Origin of the sequence: Streptomyces sp. GD-15H (genome assembly GCF_045291515.1) — a bacterium.
Lineage (GTDB): Bacteria > Actinomycetota > Actinomycetes > Streptomycetales > Streptomycetaceae > Streptomyces.
The window spans coordinates 5,293,870-5,312,500 of sequence record NZ_CP149447.1 but is presented as its reverse complement, the minus strand read 5'-3'; the positions used below and the strand labels follow the sequence as shown (position 1 = coordinate 5,312,500).

Sequence of the window (18,631 nt, the reverse complement as noted above, 5' to 3'; positions counted from 1 at the left end):
CTCCAGGTCACCGGTCTCGCCGGCCCGCGCCGCACGTCCGCCCACGACATAGACGTAGACGAGGAAGGCCAGCTCCGCGACGACGCCGATGCTGATGCGGGCCCAGGTGGGAAGGCCGGACGGGGTGACGAAGCCTTCGATCGCGCCGGAGACGAAGAGGACCAGCGCGAGGCCTATCGCCATGGCCAGTGCTGCTCGGCCCTCCTCCGCGAGGGCCCTGCGTCGGGGACGCGGGCCGGGGTCGATGAGGGTCCAGCCGAGGCGCAGACCGGTGCCGGCGGCGACGAAGACCGCGGTCAGTTCCAGAAGGCCGTGGGGCAACACCAGCCCGAGGAAGACGTCGAGCCGGCCGGCGGAGGCCATCAGGCCGAAGCCGACACCCAGGTTGAGCATGTTCTGGAAGAGGATCCAGATGACCGGCAGGCCCAGGAAGACGCCCAGGATCAGGCAGAGGGCGGCGGCCCACGCGTTGTTCGTCCAGACCTGGGCGGCGAAGGAGGCCGCGGGGTTGCTGGAGTAGTACGTCTCGTACTGGCCGCCGGGGCGGGTGAGCTCGCGCAGTTCGCCGGGGGCGGCGATGGACGCCTGGACCTCGGGGTGGACGGCGATCCACCAGCCGAGGAGGGCCGCGACGGCGGTGGAGAGGAGTGCGGTGGGCACCCACCAGTGGCGTGCTCGGTAGACGGCGGCCGGGAAGCTGTGGGAGAGGAAGTGTGTGACGTCCCGCCAGGATGCGCGGCGGGCTCCTGTCACGGCTCCCCGCGCGCGTGCCACCAACTGGCTGAGTCTGCCGGTGAGCTGCGGATCGGGAGCCGCGGACTGGATCAGCGACAGGTGTGTGGCCGTGCGCTGGTAGAGCACGACGAGTTCGTCGGCCTCGGCGCCGGTCAGGCGGCGCTGGCGCCGGAGCAGGGTGTCGAGGCGGTCCCACTCCGCGCGGTGGGCGGAGACGAAGACGTCGAGGTCCATCGGTGTGCCTGCTCCTCGGCTGTTCGTCGGCTCTGGGCCGAAGGCTCGTCGTCGGTCGTGCGGACCGGCCTCATCGGTCGTACGCCATGAGCCGTACGACATGATCAGCTGGTCGTACCGCAGTGCGCTGTGCCCTCAGCTTGGCAGACTGGCGGTGTTCGGGGCAGGCCAGGGGAAGGACGGGCGGACATGAGTGAGCTGGTGACGGGCGAGGCGGTGGCGTTGGAGCTGCGCCCCGCGAAGGTGCCCAGCAGGGCCCTGGCCGTGCTGCTCGACCTGGCCGCGGCCTTGACCGTATACGTCGTGGCGACCATCGCGCTGGTGGCCTCCACGGCCTCCCTGGACGAGGCGGCGCAGACGGCGATCTTTATCGCGGTGTTCGTGTTGTTGCTGGTGGGCGGGCCGATCGCGGTCGAGACGCTCAGTCATGGGCGGTCGCTCGGGAAGATGGCGTGCGGGCTGCGGGTCGTGCGGGACGACGGTGGACCGATCCGCTTCCGGCACGCGCTGGTACGGGGCTTGATCGGTGTGATCGAGATCCTCATGACGATGGGCGTCATCGCGTGCATCGCCTCGCTGGCGTCGTCGCGGGGGCGGCGGCTCGGGGACGTCTTCGCGGGGACCCTGGTCGTGCGGGAGAGGCTGCCGGTCGGGCCGACGGGGTTCGTATCGCCGCCTCCGCCCTGGCTGGCCGGTCGTTTCTCCGGGCTCGATCTGTCCGCGGTGCCCGACGGTCTGTGGCTCGCCGTCCGTCAGTACCTGACGCGGATGCGGCAGCTGGACCCGCAGGTGGGCCGGACGATGGCGGAGCGGCTGGCGGCGGATTTGGCGGACCGGACCGGGGCGCCGGTGCCGCAGGGCGTACCGGCGGCGGCGTATCTGGCGGCGGTGGTGCAGGAGCGGCAGGCCCGGGAGGCACGACGCGCCTTCGGACAGGCCGCGGCCGCGGGGGGCGGACCGGCCGGTGCCGCCGGACCGACGGGTGCGTACGATCCGCCCGCGCACCACGCGGCTCCGTCGTCCCCCTACCCGTCCGCTTCCGCCGCTCCGTCGGTTCCCTCCGCTCCCGGAGTTGCTCACCCCGGGCCCTCATCACCTCCCGTGCCTGCTACGCCCGCAGTGCCCCCCGCTCCCTCCGCGCCGCCGGTCGAGGGCCCCTCGACCGGGTTCGTGCCACCGGCGTAGGCCGGTGGCGGGTGGGTCGCTCGCGTCTTTGGTCAGTCGAAGGCCGAGGGCGGCGATTCGAGGTCCTCGAGTTCGATTCCGGGGGCCGCGAGGACCACGTCCCCGGCGAGGTGCACGGTGTGCTGCTCGCCCGTGTCCAGGGCTGTGACCTGGTATTCGTCCACGGTCAGGGGTCCGTTGTCAGTGGCGTGTGCTTCTCTTTTCACCAAGGTCCAGGACTGGTCCACGGTGCGCGGGGCGAGCACCGGATCGGTGAAGGCGACGAGGCGTACACGGGTGGCTGAGGCGGAGGGGGTGAGGCGCAGCAGACGGGCGGTGGCGACGAGGAACGCCGGGGACGAGCCGGTGAAGGCGTGGGCGCGCACATTGCCTTCGGTGGCGTGGGTTCCGGTCGGGTCGGTGCGGACCCAGGTGACGCCGTCGAGAGCGGCGCCGCGGACCTGCCAGCTCGCGGCGTGCAGTTCGAGTCGGAGGGGGCGGCCGAGTTCGTCGAGGGCGAGGTCGACCGAGCCCAGGTGATCGCCGGAGGGGGCGATGAGCTGGGAGACGTAGCGCCAGCCGGAGGGGCCGGGGGCGCACTGGAAGTGCTCTTCGGCGAGGGGGGTGTGATCGTGCGGATCGTGGAGCGAATAACGGCCGCGTGGCATGGAGGTCCTGGATCTTGACGGGCTGGGCCGGTCGCTGGATGGCCAACGGGCAGGCCCCCGGCACGGGGGTGCGGGGGCCTGTCTCGGGTGGGTCTGCCCGCCGGGGAGCGCGCCGGTGGACCGGCGCGCTCCCCGCGGCGGATCATGGGCTCAGTAGCGGTAGTGGTCCGACTTGTACGGGCCCTCAACCGGCACACCGATGTACTCGGCCTGCTCGGGGCGGAGCGTGGTCAGCTTCACGCCGAGCGCGTCGAGGTGCAGTCGGGCGACCTTCTCGTCCAGGTGCTTGGGCAGCACATAGACGCCGGTCGGGTACTCGTCGGGCTTGGTGAACAGCTCGATCTGGGCCAGGGTCTGGTCCGCGAAGGAGTTGGACATCACGAACGACGGGTGACCGGTGGCGTTGCCCAGGTTCAGCAGGCGGCCCTCGGAGAGGACGATGATCACCTTGCCGTCGGAGAAGGTCCAGGTGTGGACCTGCGGCTTGACCTCGTCCTTGACGATGCCCGGGATCTGGGCGAGGCCGGCCATGTCGATCTCGTTGTCGAAGTGGCCGATGTTGCCGACGATGGCCTGGTGCTTCATCTTGGCCATGTCGGCGGCCATGATGATGTCCTTGTTGCCGGTCGTGGTGACGAAGATGTCGGCCTTGTCGACGACCTCGTCCAGCGTCGTGACCTGATAGCCGTCCATCGCCGCCTGCAGGGCGCAGATCGGGTCGATCTCGGTGATGATCACACGGGCGCCCTGGCCCCGCAGGGACTCCGCGCAGCCCTTGCCGACGTCGCCGTAGCCGCAGACGACGGCGGTCTTGCCGCCGATCAGGGTGTCGGTGGCGCGGTTGATGCCGTCGATCAGGGAGTGCCGGCAGCCGTACTTGTTGTCGAACTTCGACTTGGTGACGGCGTCGTTCACGTTGATCGCCGGGAACAGCAGGGTGCCGTCGCGGTGCATCTCGTACAGGCGGTGGACGCCGGTCGTGGTCTCCTCGGTCACGCCGCGGATCTCGGACGCCAGCTGGGTCCACTTCTGCGGCGACTCGGCCACCGTGCGGGTGAGGAGTTCGAGGATGACGCGGTGCTCGTCGGACTCGGCGGTGTCGGGCGAGGGGACCTTGCCGTCCTTCTCGTACTCGACTCCCTTGTGGACCAGGAGGGTGGCGTCACCGCCGTCGTCCAGGATCATGTTCGGGCCGCCGGTGGTGGTGTCCGGCCAGGTCAGCGCCTGCTCCGTGCACCACCAGTACTCCTCGAGGGTCTCGCCCTTCCAGGCGAAGACCGGGACGCCCCGCGGGTTCTCGGGCGTGCCGTTCGGGCCGACGGCGACGGCGGCCGCGGCGTGGTCCTGGGTGGAGAAGATGTTGCAGGACGCCCAGCGGACCTGAGCGCCGAGGGCGGTCAGGGTCTCGATGAGGACGGCGGTCTGCACCGTCATGTGCAGGGAACCGGTGACACGGGCGCCGGCCAGGGGCTGCGCCTCGGCGTACTCCTTGCGGATCGCCATCAGGCCGGGCATCTCGTGCTCGGCGAGGGTGATCTCCTTGCGGCCGAAGGCGGCCAGGGAGAGGTCGGCGACCTTGAAGTCCTGTCGGTTGGCGACAGTCGTCATGGAGAGCTGCTCCTCGGGGTGTGGGTCGAGGTGGGTACGGCTGGTCTGCGCGGCGGCGGACACAGGGGTGTCCGAGGAGGACACAGGCATGTCCGCGTGCGGCGCAGCGCAGTCCGTCGGAGGCCCTCTCTCCCTCGGCCGGTCCGCAGGGACCGCCCGACCGCCATCAGCAGCGACGTCTGGCTCCGTCCCAAGCTACACCGACAGGCCCGGTCATCCCCAGTGAGTCACCTAACACATCAGGCCGAACACGGACGGCCGGGGCCGGGATCAGTGTTCCGTCCGGATCGGGCCGCCGGGAGTGGCCTCGGCGTCGGCGCCCTTGGCGGATTCCGCCTCGCTGTAGATGTCGGGCTCGAGGTAGATCACACGGGCGATCGGGACGGCTTCGCGGATGCGGGACTCGGCGGCGTTGATGGCGGCGGCGACCTCCGCGGCCGTGTCGTCGTGCCGTACGGCGATCTTCGCGGCGACCAGGAGTTCCTCGGGGCCGAGGTGGAGGGTGCGCATGTGGATGACGCGGGTGACGGTGTCGCCGTCGACGACGACGGCCTCGATCTTCCGGGTCTCCTCGGCGCCCGCGGCCTCACCGAGCAGCAGCGACTTCGTCTCGAACGCGAGGACCACGGCGATCAGGATCAGCAGGACGCCGATGCAGAGGGTGCCGATGCCGTCCCACACGCTGTCCCCGGTGAGCAGGGCCATGCCGACGCCGCCGAGGGCGAGGATGAGGCCGACGAGGGCACCGAGGTCCTCCAGGAGGACGACCGGCAGCTCGGGGGCCTTGGCGTGGCGGACGAACTCCTTCCAGGAGCGCTTGCCGCGCACCGCGTTGGACTCCTTGATGGCCGTGCGGAAGGAGAAGGTCTCGGCGATGATCGCGAAGACCAGGACGCCGACCGGCCAGTACCAGTGCTTGAGCTCGTGCGGGTGCTTGATCTTCTCGTAGCCCTCGTAGATGGCGAACAGGCCGCCGACCGAGAACAGCACGATGGAGACGAGGAAGGCGTAGATGTAGCGCTCGCGGCCGTAGCCGAAGGGGTGTTGCGGGGTGGCCTGGCGCTGCGCCCGCTTGCCGCCGACCAGCAGCAGGGCCTGGTTACCGGAGTCGGCCACGGAGTGCACCGATTCGGCGAGCATCGACGAGGAGCCGCTGAAGAGGAACGCCACGAACTTCGCTACCGCGATCGCGGCGTTGGCGGCGAGTGCCGCAACGATCGCCTTGGTGCCGCCTGACGCGCTCATGTGTTCGCGTTGTCCCTTCGTACGCCGTTCACGGGCCCGGGCGGCCGTCTTCGTACGCCGCCCGTGGCTCCGACCGTCCTTTGACGGGGGACATTGTTGCAGTCCGATCGGTCAACGGTGTGCCAGAACGTCGTCACCGGGAGGTCAGGCGACGACGGTGGCTCTGAACAGTGTCCCGATACCGGAGACTTCGGCCTTTTCGCCCGTCGGTACGAACACCGAGGTGCCCGGGGACAGCTCGTGCTCACCGGCCCGTACCGAACCGGCCGTGCAGAGCAGGATCTGCGGGGTGGCCAGCGTGAGGTCGTGGGTGGTGCCGCCCGCGGTGAGGACGTAGCGGGAGAGCCGGAACTCGTCGGTGGGGGTTTCGTAGAGCTCCTCGCCGTCCGGTGCGGCCTCCGGGCGCAGCACGCCGGGGTCGCGGGGCTCGAAGCGGACGATGCGCAGGAGTTCGGGGACGTCGACGTGCTTGGGGGTCAGCCCGCAGCGCAGGACGTTGTCGGAGTTGGCCATGATCTCGACGCCGAGGCCGTTCAGGTAGGCGTGCGGGACGCCGGCGCCGAGGTAGAGGGCCTCGCCGGGCTGGAGCCGGACGTGGTTGAGGAGCATGGCGGCGATGACGCCGGGGTCGCCCGGGTAGTGGTGGGCGATGTCGGCGTACGGGGCGTGATCGCCGCCGAGGCGTTCGCAGGCGGCGGCCGCTTCCGTGACGGTGCGGGCCATCTCGTCGCGGTCGGCGGTGAGGATCGCGGTGAGGACCTCGCGCAGGGCCGCGTCCTCGGGGCGGGCGCGCAGCAGGTCGACGTACGGCTTGAGGGAGTCCACGCCGAGGGCGTCGAGCAGTTCGGCGGTGCGCCGCGGGTCGCGGAAGCCGCACAGGCCGTCGAAGTCGGTGAGTGCGCAGACCAGTTCGGGCTTGTGGTTGGCGTCCCTGTAGTTGCGGTGCGGGGCGGTGACGGGGACGCCGCGTCGCTCCTCGTCCGCGTAGCCCGCCTTCGCCTGGTCCAGATCGGGGTGGACCTGGAGGGAGAGGGGCGCTCCGGCGGCGAGGAGTTTGAGGAGGAAGGGCAGGCGCGGGCCGAACTTCGCGACCGAGGCCGCGCCGAGTTCCCGCTCCGGGTCGGCGTCGATGACCTCGGCGAGCGTGCCCCGGTCGGTCCGCGAGGGCGCGCCGGGGTGGGCGCCCAGCCACATCTCCGCCTGCGGCTCGCCGGTCGGTTCGACGCCGAGCAGCTCGGCGATGGCGGTGGTGGAACCCCAGGCGTAGGGGCGGATGGTGTTGTCGAGGCGATCCATGGGGGTTCTCTCTGGGTCCTTCGGCAGGTGCTCGTACGGAGGGCGGGCCGCCCACGTCGGGCCGTCCACGTCGAGCCGTCCACGTCGGGACTTCCGCGTCTGGACGTCCGGGTCAGGCCGTCCTGGGCATGATCAGGCTCTCGAGGTGAGCGCCAGGTAAACGGCGGCGAAATCCGTGACGGCGATCAGTTCGGCGAGGGTCTCCAGTTCGCCGCCCTCCTCCGGTTCCAGTTCGCTGATCGGTGTGTCGTGGCTGAGGGCCAGTTCGCGGGCGGCCGGAGCGGCGGTGAGGCCGCCGATCGGACGGTCGCGGAGCAGCACCACGCGCGCGTGCATGGCGGGCGGCTCCTCCACCCGGTCGCGGAAGAAGTCTTCCGGGTTGGCGCGGGCGGCGAGCGGGCCCGCCAGCAGGGCGCTGTGCACGCCGAGCGCCTCGGGGAGTTCGGCGACGACGGCGGGGTTGCCGGACAGTTCCGCGAGCGCGGCGGCGAAGCGGCGGCCCGCCGGGCCGGCCGAGGTGCCCTCGGTCCATACGACGGGGAGCGTGTCGGCGAGTTCGGCGGCCAGGGTCTTGGCAGGGTTGCTGTAGAGGGCGATGGCCGGGCCGCAGCGTTCGGCGACGCGGTCGAGCCGGTCGGCGACCTTCTCCAGGGCGTCCGGCGGAGCGGTGAGCAGGCCGGTGCGGTCCAGCAGCGCGAGCAGCGGGGTGAGCAGCGCCCACAGGGCCCCGGGGGCGGAGGAGGCGAGCGGTTCCTCCTGCTGCTCGTCCTGCTCGTAGGGCGCGGTCGCCATGGGGACGAACAGGCCGTGGGAGCCACTGACCGCGTCGGCGAGCGGGGTGCGGGCCGGGGCCACGGCGACGACGGTGCAGCCGCGCCGGTAGGCCTGTTCGGAGAGCAGGGACAAGCCCGGTTCGGTGCCGTCCGGGGTGGCGATCAGGAGCAGGTCCACGGAGCCGGCCCAGCCGGGCAGCTCCCAGCGCAGCGCGCCCCCGGCGGGGGCCACCCCGGTGGGCGTGAGCCGGGTGACGGGGCTGCCGGCGCTGGCGAGGGTGCCGAGGAGGTCGGCGGTCTGGGTGGCGGCGGCGCCGGGGCCCGCGATCAGGACGGCGCGGGGACGGCCGTCGGGCTTGAGGTCGTGGACACCGGCCTCGGCGGCATACCGGGCGGCGGTGCGGACGCGGGCGCCCGCTTCGGCGGCGCCGCGGAGCAGACCGCGGTGGTCGGCCTCGGCGAGGCCCTCCGGTGAGTCGAGCAGCGATTCGTCGATCATGGGCGGCAGCCTTCGAACGGCGGGGCGGCGGTACGCGGGGCGGCAGTACGCGGGACGGCGGGTCGCTGGTGCGCAGGGTCGCCGGATCGTCGGTTACGCGGGGCGGCGGGCCTCGTCGACGAGGAGGACGGGGATGCCGTCGCGGATCGGGTACACCAGGCCGCACTCCTGACCGGTGCAGACCAGCTCACTGTCCTGCTCCTTGAGGGGGGAGTGGCAGGCCGGGCAGGCGAGGATCTCCAGGAGGCCGGTTTCCAGCGGCATGGGGGTTCCCTTCGGAGCGGGCGTATGCGGATGTGCCTGGTCAGGGTACCGCCGGTGGAGCCGGGGCGGGCGGGACGGGGATGTTGGGCCGGCACCCGGCCCGCCCGGGACGCCCCGAGGACACCGGGCGGGCACGCGCGCGTGGCGGGCGTCGTGGGGCTTCAGCCTCGGATGATGGTCAGGGCCTCGTCGCGGATCTTGGTCATGGTGGCCTCGTCGCGGGCCTCCGCGTTCAGGCGGAGGAGGGGTTCCGTGTTGGAGGGGCGGACGTTGAACCACCAGTCGGCGGCGGTGACGGTGAGGCCGTCCAGTTCGTCCAGGGTGACGCCTTCGCGGCCCTCGTACGCGGCCCTGATCGCGGCGAGGCGGGCCGCCTGGTCGTCGACCGTGGAGTTGATCTCGCCCGAGCCGGCGTAGCGGTCGTACTGGGCGACCAGGGCGGACAGGGTGCCCTGCTGGCCGCCGAGGGCGGCGAGGACGTGCAGGGCGGCCAGCATGCCCGTGTCGGCGTTCCAGAAGTCCCGGAAGTAGTAGTGCGCCGAGTGCTCCCCGCCGAAGATCGCGCCGTTCGTGGCCATCTCGGCCTTGATGAAGGAGTGGCCCACGCGCGTGCGTACCGGTGTGCCGCCGTTCTCCTCGACGACCTCCGGCACCGACCAGGAGGTGATCAGGTTGTGGATGATCGTGCCCTTGCCGCCGTTGCGGGCCAGTTCGCGGGCAGCGACCAGGGCGGTGATCGCGGACGGGGAGACCGGTTCGCCCCGCTCGTCGACGACGAAGCAGCGGTCGGCGTCGCCGTCGAAGGCGAGGCCGAGGTCGGCGTCCTCCTCCCGGACCCGCTGCCGCAGATCGACGAGGTTGGCCGGGTCGAGCGGATTGGCCTCGTGGTTGGGGAAGGTGCCGTCGAGTTCGAAGTACATGGGGACGACGGTGAGCGGCAGGCCTGCCAGCACCGTGGGAACGGTGTGCCCTCCCATGCCGTTGCCCGCGTCGACGACGACCTTCAGGGGGCGGCCGGCGGTCAGGTCGACGAGGGAACGCAGATGTGCCGCGTAGTCGCCCAGCGTGTCCCGTCGGGTGATCTTTCCCACCGGGCCGGCCGGCTGGGCCCCCGACTCGCTCCATTTTTCGACGAGTTCGCGGATCTCCGCCAGCCCGGTGTTCTGGCCGACCGGGGCGGCGCCCGCGCGGCACAACTTGATGCCGTTGTACTGGGCCGGGTTGTGCGAGGCGGTGAACATCGCGCCGGGCAGGTCCAGCGCACCCGAGGCGTAGTAGAGCTGGTCCGTGGAGCAGAGGCCGATCTCGGTCACGTCGACGCCGTGGGCCGCGGCCCCGCGGGCGAAGGCGCCCGACAGGCCGGGCGAGGAGGGCCGCATGTCGTGGCCGGTGACGATGGCGCTCGCGTCGGTCACCCGGGCGAAGGCCGCGCCGAAGAGTTCGGCCAGGGACTCGTCCCACTGGTCGGGGACGACCCCGCGTACGTCGTACGCCTTCACGATCTGTGACAGATCAGCAGCCACGGCCAACCCTTCCGAAAGTCCTGTGGTCACCACAAACTACCCGCAGAGGATGACACTCCGCTGCCGGCGGTTCGGTGTGGTCCGATCGGACTCACGGGACGTCGTCCCAGGTGCCCCTCGCATGCCTTCCCGGGTGTCGTGTCAGTTCAGGGCGGCATCCATCCCAGCACCGCGGTGCTCTGCCCCACCACGACCAGGCACATCACGAGCAGCAGGCCGAGGCTCCAGGGCAGCACCTTGCGCAGCAGGTCTCCCTCCTTGCCCGCCGGCCCGACGGCGGCGCAGGCGATGGTGAGGTTCTGCGGCGAGATCATCTTGCCGAGGACACCGCCCGAACTGTTCGCGGCCGCCGGCAGTTCGGGCGACAGCCCGGACTCCCGGGCGGCGGTCGCCTGGAGGGCGCCGAAGAGGGCGTTGGCCGAGGTGTCCGACCCGGTGACGGCAACGCCGAACCAGCCCGGCACGGGCGACAGGAAGGCCAGTCCGGCGCCGGCGGCGGCCACGAAGTAGCCGATCGTCGCCGCCTGGCCGGAGAGGTTCATGACGTGGGCGAGCGCCGGCACGGAGGTCACCGCGAGGAGGGCGAAGCGCAGTTCGTACACGGTCGCGGCCCATTCCCTGACCGCCACGCGCGCGTGCCCACCGAGCACGACCGCGGTGGCCACCCCGGCGAACAGGACGAGGGCGCCGCCGGTCGAGACGATCAGCCAGGTGAACACATTGGCGCCGACCGGCTCCCCGTTCGGCGCGGCGACGTCGAGGAAGGGCCAGTCGGTCTTCTGGGTCGCCCCGGCCGGCCAGTCCTTGATCACCGGAATCTGCGCGACGGAGAAGACCGCCACGATCAGCGCGTACGGGGCGTACGCCCGCAGGACCTCGCCGCGCGGGTCCTCCTCGTCCAGTTCCTCGCTGCGCACGCCGGTCAGTACCGAGGTGCGTACGGCCTCCGAGGCCGGCACGCGCGAATGCGGCACGGCGACCAGGGCGCCCGCGCCCGCCATGGCCGCGGCGATGTCGGCGAGTTGCGCGGAGACGTAGTCGGACGCGACGAACTGGGCGAGGGCGAAGGCGACTCCGCACACCGCCGCGGGCACCCAGGTGTCCCGCAGCCCGCGTCGCCCGTCCACCAGCCGGACCAGCACCCAGCGGCACCACGAGGGCCAGCAGCGGGGTCCGGCCGCCGACGACGGACGCCACCGCGTCCAGTGGCAGCCCGGTGACCTGGGCGAGCGTGACCACCGGTGTTCCCATGGCGCCGAACGCCACCGGCGCGGTGTTGGCGACCAGCGCGACGATCGCGGCACGCACCGGATCGAAGCCGAGCGCCACGAGCATCACGGCGGAGAACGCGACGGGGGCGCCGAAACCGGCGAGCGCCTCCAGCAGCACCCCGAAGCAGAAGGCGACGACCAGGGCCTGGATCCGCGGGTCGTCGGAGAGTCGGCCGAAGGAGCGGCGCAGGATGTCGAAGTGCCGGGTGCCAACCGTCATCCGCTATACGCACAGCGCGTTGACGACGATCCACATGAGGGGGAAGAGACCGAAGACGGCTCCCTGAACGGCGCTGGAGAGCGTCTGGTCCAGCGGCATGCCGTACGCCAGGCAGGCCACCAGGACGGCGCCCAGCAGCCCGATCAGGCCCGCCAGGTACGCCTTCATGCGGAGGCCGCCGAGCAGGACGAGGACGATCGCGAGTGGTGATGCCGCCACGAGGGCGGAGAGGCCGAGTGAGTCAGCGACTGGTTCCGGTCCCTGGACGTACACGGACACGCCTCCTGAATTCCGTGATGCGAAAGAGGATTCCCGCTACGTGCCCGAAGTTGCCGTGTCCCCGACAAACGCGCGTCAATGAGTGTGCGGCACCTTACCGACGGGAGAGATGAGGCAGGAGAGGAGAGCGGGGAGGGCGGGAGCGACGAATCCCGGCCGTCGACGCGGTCGCGGCCCGGGGTCGGCGGTCGGCCGCGATCAGTTGTCGGGAGAGCGGAGCACGCGCAGGTGGCCGCGGCGCGCGACCTCCATCGGGTCCGCGCCACGCCCCGCGCCCCCGGCCGCTCGCCCCTGAGGGCGGGCGGCTTCGCGCACCGCGTCCGCGAGCGCTTCCAGATCGTCCCCGCTGGGCTGCGCGGGAGCCGAACCGTCGAGAAGGCGGACGACCTCCCAGCCGCGCGGCGCGGTGAGGCGCTCGGAGTGCTCGGCGCACAGGTCGTAGCAGTGGGGTTCGGCGTAGGTGGCGAGCGGGCCGAGGACCGCGGTCGAGTCGGCGTAGACGTACGTCAGCGTCGCGACGGCGGGACGGCCGCAAGCGGTGCGCGAACAGCGACGTACAGGGCTCACGATGTTGGACGGTACCGCACTCTTGAGCGGGTCGCGAAGACTCCCCACCCCGGCGCTCCCTCGTGTCGTGGCCTGAAACGCCTCACCCGGCCCCGTGGGCACACGTCGTTGACCTGCTCCGACGCCCGTGTTCGAGAGATCCGCGACCCCTCCTCCGGTCATCAGTTGGTACAAACACCGTCAAATATCCTGAGATCATCGATCCCCGAAAGATATGGAATCGAGCCGAACCTTGGCCGGAATGGTCATGTGACGACATGCCGCCGGGCGGACCGACGCCGCGCCCCGACGACACGGGGGTGTCGCGGTCCCGAAGCCGTGTGGGGGCCGGGCACGCCGGACCGGCGGAGACTACCCTTCAGCCTGATGGACACCCCTGTGACTCCCCGTGCCGCCGGCCGCGGGCCCCGCCGTCGTGATCGCCACGGCCGGGGCATGCGCGGGCCGATCGCACCACCCCAGGTGCCGCTCGCCGCCAGCCGCGCGGAGGCCTTCGCCGATCTCGTGCAGGACTCCGTGGAGCGGCTGGAGCGGCGCTGGCCGCAACTGGCCGACATCGACTTCCTCGTCCTGGAGGTCCCACGGCTGGACGGGCCCGGACTTCGATGGAGCGACGAGGCGGTGCCGCTGGGCGGCACCGTGCCCGGCCGGGAAAACCACCCGGCGCGGGTCGTGGTCTACCGCCGGCCGGTGGAGATCCGCACCAAGGGACGCGACGAGCGGGCGGCGCTGGTCCACGAGGTCGTCGTGGAGCAGGTCGCCGAGCTGCTGGGGCTGACGCCGGAGACCGTCGATCCCCGGTACGGGGAGGACTGAGCGGCGGCTTTGGCGCCCGCTCCGCCGAAGGGCGCCTACCTCTGCAGGACCGACAGGTCCTCCTCCGCCTTCGGTACCGCCACCAGGCCCCGGTCGTCGGGGAGGGTCTGGACGGTGAAGGCCGGGAGGCCGTCGTCGGTGACGGAGAGGGTCCGGGACGCGTACACGGGGGTGTCGTCCGACTCGGGTTCGATCGTCAGGGCGTACGTGCCCTCGACGCCGTCCGGAACCGGGGCCTCGATGTGCTGGGTGGTGCCGGCCTTGATCGTGTACGTCTCGGACGTCGGTGTACCGCCCTCGCTGCCCGCGGACGCGGTGACCTTGATCTTGGCGGCGCCCTCGGGCGCGGTCACGGCGAGGGTGCTGCCCTTGGCCGTGTTGCCGACGGCCGTGGCGCGCAGGCCGACCGGGCGGGCTGCCGGGACGAAGGCCGACTCCTGGTTGTCGCCCTTGCCGCGCAGCACCCGGACCGCCGCCACGACCGGCACCGAGCGGTCCGTCGGCGTGAGGACCAGGGAGCCCGCCTCACCGCGCGTGACGTCGCCGAGGTCGACGGCGGTCGTCATGCCGCCCTTCACATGCACCGTCTCGTTGCCGGCCGGTGTGATCAGCCCGGAGGGCGAGGCGAGCTGCACCTTCAGGTCGGCGTCCACCTCACCGGGGGTGAAGGCGACCAGGCGCACGGCGGTGGCGTCCTCGGGGATGCCGGGCAGGACCACGCTGCCCGCCGGGTTGGCCGACGCGGCCAGCCAGTCACCGCCGAGCGTGTCGTCCAGGGCCTGCACGGCCGCGCCGATCCGCCCGCTGCGGACGACGACGTGCACGGTCACATTCGTCTGCTCCTCGTCGGTGAGCGTGGACAGCAGCACCGGCTCGGCGGAGTGCGGCTGGACCGTGATGCCCTCCCCCGCCTCCGTCTCGAGGGCGCCGTCCTTGCCGTAGACCTCGATGTCCACGACGGCCGCGGAGTCGTCGGGGTTGGTGAGGTGGACGTAGTCGGTGCGCTCGGTCGCGGTGCTCGCGCCGGGGAACCAGAACTCCGTGTCGGGGGCAGTGCAGCTGACACCCTGCAGGCCCCGGCCGGTGCCCGCGGCGACCTCGGTCGTCTGCTGCACGGTCCAGCCCGGGGCGAAGCGGCCCTCGGCGGTGCCGACGAGCGCCGGCTCCTCGCCTCCGGAGACGTCCGCGACGACCGGCTTGCCGGGCTCCTTGGGCTCGAGAACCGGCTTCTCGGCCTTCTCGCCGTCTGCGTCCTTCTCGCTGTCCTCGGCAGTCTCTTCGCCGTCGGCGGCCTGGTCGCCGTCGCCGTCCTTCGCGTCCTCCGCCGCGGATCGCTCCTCGGTGGCCGACCGGAGTGCGGCCCTGCCCTCGCTCTCCGCGCCCTTCGTGATGGGCGTGAAGGACGTGTACGTCGTCTCGGCGAGGTCGGAGGTGCTGGGCGTCGGGCACAGCAGGCTGGTGCGTTCCACGGGCAGGTGCGCCGCAGCGGCCTCGACGCCGTCGTCCGCGGCCGTGGGGTCCGGCGCGGACAGTGCCGCGAAGCCGGTGACGGCGGCGAGTGCGGTGGCTCCCGCGATCAGGGACAGGGTGGTGCGGTTCACTGCTGGCTCCCGTCGGAACGCTCACTGCCCGGCTGAGGGCGGTGCGGCTGCTCGGGGTCGTACGACGCGTCGTAGCCCTGCGCGTAGGTCTGGTCGTAGCCCTCGTAGCCCTGTCCGTACGTCGCGGGGTCGTACGGTGGCTGCTGCTGGGGCGTGCCGTCGTAGGCGTACGGGTCGTACTGGCCGCCCTGGTACTGATCCGCGGGGTACGTCCGGCCGTAGCCGTCCGTCGCGTACTGCTGTTGCTCCTGCTGGTACTGCTCGGCGGGGTAGGCGCCGTCGTACTCGGGGGCCGGGTAGCTCGCCGCGTCCCATCCGGCGTAGGGCTCCTGCTGCTGCGGAACGGTCGCTGGAGGCGGCTCCGGCGGGGCGTCGAATCCGTCGTCCGTGCCCGCGTCCTCACCCGCTTCCCCGTGCGTGCCCGTCTCCTCGGCGGCGGCCTCCGCCTCCGCATCGGCCTGGGCGCGCAGGCGGCGGGCGCGGCGGCCGTCCCCGGCGAGCGCCTCGGCGGGGACGTCCGGTTCCTCGGGCAGGTCGTCGTCGATGTCGCGGCGCCGGCCGGGCAGTGCGAGTACGACGAGGACGACGACGAGCAGGCCCTGCGTCCACAGCCACGCGGTGTGGGTGACCGGGTCGTCGTAAGTGACGTCCAGTCGTCCGCCGGTGGCGGGCAGTTCGAAGCCCTGGGCCCAGTCGTCGACCGTGGTGGGGGTCAGCGGCTTGCCGTCGAGGGTGGCGGTCCAGCCCTCGGCCGCGGAGTCGGCCAGGCGCAGGACGCGCCCCTCGGAGCCGTTCGGGATCTTCGTGTGGATCTCGACGGGTCCCGCGGCCACCGGCTGCGACTCGCCCTCGCTCCCCTTGCCGGGGACGATGCTCGCGCGGGCCACGTCCTGGTCCACGCGCCACAGCGCGCCGCCCGCCTGCTGGCTGAGCCGGGTCAGACCCGGAGTGGCGTCCAGGACGCGGGTCACGTCGCGGGGCGCGCCCGGGTGGACGAGGACGTAGCGCACCGCGAACCCGTCGAGCTGGTCGGCCTGGTCGGCGCCCGAGCCGGCGACGAGGTTGGCGACGACCTTGTCGAGCCCGCTGTTCCCGCCGTCCGAGGCGGCGATCTCGGCGTCGCCCATGCGGGCGCCGGAGCCGCGGACCAGCACGTAGTCGACGCGGGCGGCGGAGTCGCTGTCGAGGATGAGGGTGCGGGCCTGGTCGCGGGTGCCGCTCTCCTCGGCGACGAACGCGGGCACCTGCACGGGGTCGCGCCGCTGCAACGGGCCGTCGGCGCCGCGGATCACCCAGCCGGCGGCGACCAACAGCGGGCCGACCGCGCAGGCGAGGGCGATCAGGACGGCGACCGGCTGACGCCAGCCGAAGCTCTGCTCGGCGACACGCGCGCGTGCCCCGTCGGCGCCGAGGACGGCTGCGGCCAGCAGGGCGATGCCGTAGACGAGGGTCGCCGGGCCCGCCCAGGCGGAGCCGTTGGACAGGACCGCGAAGACGAGTCCCACCAGGGCGGCCGTCCAGGCGACGCGGATGGCGAGGTTCCGCTCGGAGCGGAGCAGGGCGGCGAGGGCGGCGAGCACGATGCCGATGAGCACCAGCCCGCCGGCCGTGCCGGGCCCGCCGGGGCTCGCGCCGAGCAGGTCGAGGGCGGAGGCGGCGGAGGAGCCGTACTCCAGGCCCGCCTCCTGGAAGAAGCCGAACGGGAGCAGCGACAGCGACCAGGGGGCCAGGACCAGCAACGGTGTGCCGAGCTGGGCGAGGAAGCGGAGCCCGTACGCCGGGAGGTCGGACCTGCGCAGGGCGAGGACGCCGAGGCCGAGGACCAGGGCGATGGGCCACACGGTCGGGGTGAACGCGGTGGTGAGGGTGAGCAGCAGCGCGTACGCCCAGGTCGCGCGCCAACTGCCGCGGACGTCCGGAGAGCCCGTGAGTCCGCTCGCGGCGATGCCCGCGCGGGCGAGCAGCGGCAGCAGCACGGCGAGGACGGCGGTGCCGATCCGGCCGCCGGCGAGGGCGCCGGCGACGGCGGGCAGGAAGGCATAGGCGATGGCGGCCCACGCGCGCAGCAGCCGGGACTCGACGAGCGGGCGGGAGGCGAGGTACGCGCTGAAGCCGGCCAGTGGCACCGAGCCGACGAGCAGGACCGTCACGGCGACCCCGGTCGAGCCGAGCAGCAGGGTGCCCAGGGCCGCCACGACGGCGAGGTAGGGCGGCGCGGACCCGGTGCCGCCGGCGCCCACCGCGTGCCAGGTGTCGGTGTACCGCGCCCAGAGGTCGGCGGGGGCGGGGAGCAGTGCGCCGCCCGCGAGCGCGCCGCCGCCGAGGAGTTCGCGGCAGGCCGCGAGGGAGAGGAGCAGCAGGCCCAGGAAGAGCACCGGGCCGGGCTTGCGGGCGATCCGCTTGAGCCGGGCGAACTGCTCGACCTGCAGGAAGTCGGCGTCGTCCCCGCCGGGTCCGGATTCGACGGCGCCGCCGTGCCGTCCGGCGCCGGAGGTGGCTTCGGGGTCGGAGCGGCCGACGAGGCTGCTCGCGGCCTGTTCGACGGTGACGCGGATGGTCGCGCCGGGGGGCGGGAACAGCGGCCGCAGTTCGCCCTTGTCGACCTGCGGCTTGCCGCGGCGGCGCCGTCCGGCGAGGATGCGCTCGGGCCGCAGCAGGGTGCCCATGAGACCGCGGATCTCGTCGACGGCCTGCCCGGGGACCTTGCCGACGAGGTAGGCGAGGGTCCGCAGCAGGGTGCCGAGGACGACCCGCAGCAACACCCAGGGAAGGGCCGCGGTACGGGTGTTGACGAGCAGGGCGTGGACGGCGCCCGCCTTGTCCACCTTGTGCGGGGAGGCGGCGGTACGGCCGACGCAGTCGACGGCGCGGCGCTCGCGGGAGGCCGCCTCGGCGTGCCGTACGACCGCGTCGGGGGCTATGAGCACCCGGTGTCCCGCCGTGTGCGCGCGCCAGCACAGGTCGACGTCGTCACGCATCAGGGGCAGGTGCCGGTCGAAGCCGCCGAGTTGATCGAAGACGTCGCGGCGGACCAGCATGCCGGCGGTGGACACCGACAGCACGGACCGGACCTGGTCGTGCTGGCCCTGGTCCTGTTCGCGGCGGTCCAGGCCGGTCCAGCGGCGGCCGGAGTTGGCGATGGAGACGCCGACCTCCAGCAGTTGCCGGCGGTCGTACCAGCCGCGCAGCTTGGGACCGACGACGGCGACGTCGTCACGCCCGAGCTCGTACTCGTTGTCCACGACACTCAGCAACCGGGCCAGCGCGTCGGGTTCGGGGGCGCAGTCGTCGTGCAGCAGCCACAGCCACTGCACCGGCTCGCCGTGCGGGAGGTCGGGCAGGTCGTACGCGTCGTCGTGCCAGCTGCGCGTGACCGGGTCCCAGCCGCTCGGCCGCTTCAGGTAGGGCAGGTCGTCCGGGGTGAGGTGCGGCGCGGCACGGTTGCACTCCTCGACGGCCTGGCCGAAGCCGGTGCGCCGGGCGAGGTGCAGGACGCGGTCGTCGCCGAGGGCTTCGGTGACCAGTCGGGCGGAGTCGTCACCGCTGCCGGTGTCGGCGCCCATGGCGAACTGGACGGGGCGTTCCTGGCCGAGTAGCCCGGCGAGCGCGTCGGGCAGCCAGCGGGCTCCGTCGTGGGAGACGAGGACCGCGGTCACCACATGACGCGGGAACTCTGGAGCGGCAGCGACGTCTTGACGGGCTGCCGGGTGACTGTGCACGGACATCGAGGTACGGGCCCCGGTTCGGTGGACTGTGGGGGACGCCCGTGCCCGGTGGGGGCGGCGTGACGTCTCGGACGAGCGACCACACTATCGGCTGGGCGGCAAGGCGGTCCGCCGCCTGTGGACAACCCACCCGTGACGGGCCG

13 protein-coding genes and 1 pseudogene (1 of these 14 cut by a window edge) are annotated in these 18,631 nt (G+C 72.5%); 2 read left to right on the top strand and 12 right to left on the bottom strand.

Annotated elements, in window-relative coordinates; translation table 11 throughout:
• On the bottom strand, positions 1–969 hold the 5' portion of the coding sequence (locus tag WJ438_RS25230) for a stage II sporulation protein M (protein ID WP_406727265.1). 39 nt of this gene lie to the left of the window's left edge; only the first 969 of its 1,008 coding nucleotides appear in the window; its start codon is at positions 967–969; its stop codon lies beyond the left edge, outside the window.
• A gap of 189 nt (positions 970–1,158) precedes the next feature.
• Here WJ438_RS25230 and WJ438_RS25225 point away from each other — a divergent pair, with 189 nt between their 5' ends.
• A complete protein-coding gene (locus WJ438_RS25225) occupies positions 1,159–2,154 on the top strand; it encodes an RDD family protein (protein ID WP_406727264.1) in 996 nt (331 codons plus the stop codon).
• A 32-nt stretch (positions 2,155–2,186) separates the two neighbouring features.
• Here WJ438_RS25225 and WJ438_RS25220 read toward each other — a convergent pair whose 3' ends face one another.
• From WJ438_RS25220 to WJ438_RS25180, 9 genes and pseudogenes are all read right to left on the bottom strand, one after another.
• The gene (locus tag WJ438_RS25220; protein ID WP_406727263.1) at positions 2,187–2,801 is read right to left on the bottom strand and encodes a hypothetical protein; all 615 of its coding nucleotides are present in this window, start codon (positions 2,799–2,801) and stop codon (positions 2,187–2,189) included.
• A gap of 150 nt (positions 2,802–2,951) precedes the next feature.
• Positions 2,952–4,409 carry an adenosylhomocysteinase gene (gene ahcY / locus WJ438_RS25215; protein ID WP_406727262.1) on the bottom strand — a complete coding sequence of 486 codons (1,458 nt, stop codon included), beginning with the start codon at positions 4,407–4,409 and terminating at the stop codon, positions 2,952–2,954.
• A gap of 270 nt (positions 4,410–4,679) precedes the next feature.
• Positions 4,680–5,654: a cation diffusion facilitator family transporter gene (locus WJ438_RS25210; protein ID WP_406727261.1), complete on the bottom strand. Its 975-nt coding sequence runs from the start codon at positions 5,652–5,654 to the stop codon at positions 4,680–4,682.
• A 144-nt stretch (positions 5,655–5,798) separates the two neighbouring features.
• The gene (gene manA / locus WJ438_RS25205; RefSeq protein WP_406727260.1) at positions 5,799–6,950 is read right to left on the bottom strand and encodes a mannose-6-phosphate isomerase, class I; all 1,152 of its coding nucleotides are present in this window, start codon (positions 6,948–6,950) and stop codon (positions 5,799–5,801) included.
• 132 nt (positions 6,951–7,082) lie between these two features.
• The gene (locus WJ438_RS25200; protein ID WP_406727259.1) at positions 7,083–8,222 is read right to left on the bottom strand and encodes an SIS domain-containing protein; all 1,140 of its coding nucleotides are present in this window, start codon (positions 8,220–8,222) and stop codon (positions 7,083–7,085) included.
• Positions 8,223–8,315: 93 nt separating this feature from the next.
• Positions 8,316–8,486, bottom strand: a complete 171-nt coding sequence (locus WJ438_RS25195) for a Trm112 family protein (RefSeq protein WP_406727258.1) — start codon at positions 8,484–8,486, stop codon at positions 8,316–8,318.
• A 161-nt stretch (positions 8,487–8,647) separates the two neighbouring features.
• Positions 8,648–10,009 (bottom strand): phosphomannomutase/phosphoglucomutase, encoded by a 1,362-nt coding sequence (locus WJ438_RS25190; RefSeq protein ID WP_406727257.1) that lies wholly within the window; start codon positions 10,007–10,009, stop codon positions 8,648–8,650.
• Between the two features lie 146 nt (positions 10,010–10,155).
• A pseudogene (locus WJ438_RS25185) lies at positions 10,156–11,773 on the bottom strand (L-lactate permease).
• 204 nt (positions 11,774–11,977) lie between these two features.
• Positions 11,978–12,394 (bottom strand): DUF3499 domain-containing protein, encoded by a 417-nt coding sequence (locus tag WJ438_RS25180; RefSeq protein WP_406727256.1) that lies wholly within the window; start codon positions 12,392–12,394, stop codon positions 11,978–11,980.
• A 318-nt stretch (positions 12,395–12,712) separates the two neighbouring features.
• Here WJ438_RS25180 and WJ438_RS25175 point away from each other — a divergent pair, with 318 nt between their 5' ends.
• Entirely contained in the window at positions 12,713–13,162 is a 450-nt protein-coding gene (locus WJ438_RS25175; protein ID WP_406727255.1) for a metallopeptidase family protein, read from the top strand.
• Between the two features lie 35 nt (positions 13,163–13,197).
• Here WJ438_RS25175 and WJ438_RS25170 read toward each other — a convergent pair whose 3' ends face one another.
• Together WJ438_RS25170 and WJ438_RS25165 are read right to left on the bottom strand one after the other, a co-directional pair.
• A complete protein-coding gene (locus tag WJ438_RS25170; protein WP_406727254.1) occupies positions 13,198–14,763 on the bottom strand; it encodes a DUF5719 family protein in 1,566 nt (521 codons plus the stop codon).
• Positions 14,760–18,488, bottom strand: coding sequence for a glycosyltransferase (locus WJ438_RS25165; RefSeq protein ID WP_406727253.1), 3,729 nt, complete (start codon positions 18,486–18,488; stop codon positions 14,760–14,762). The genes WJ438_RS25170 and WJ438_RS25165 overlap by 4 nt, the downstream gene beginning before the upstream one ends.
• Between the last annotated feature and the right edge of the window lie 143 nt (positions 18,489–18,631).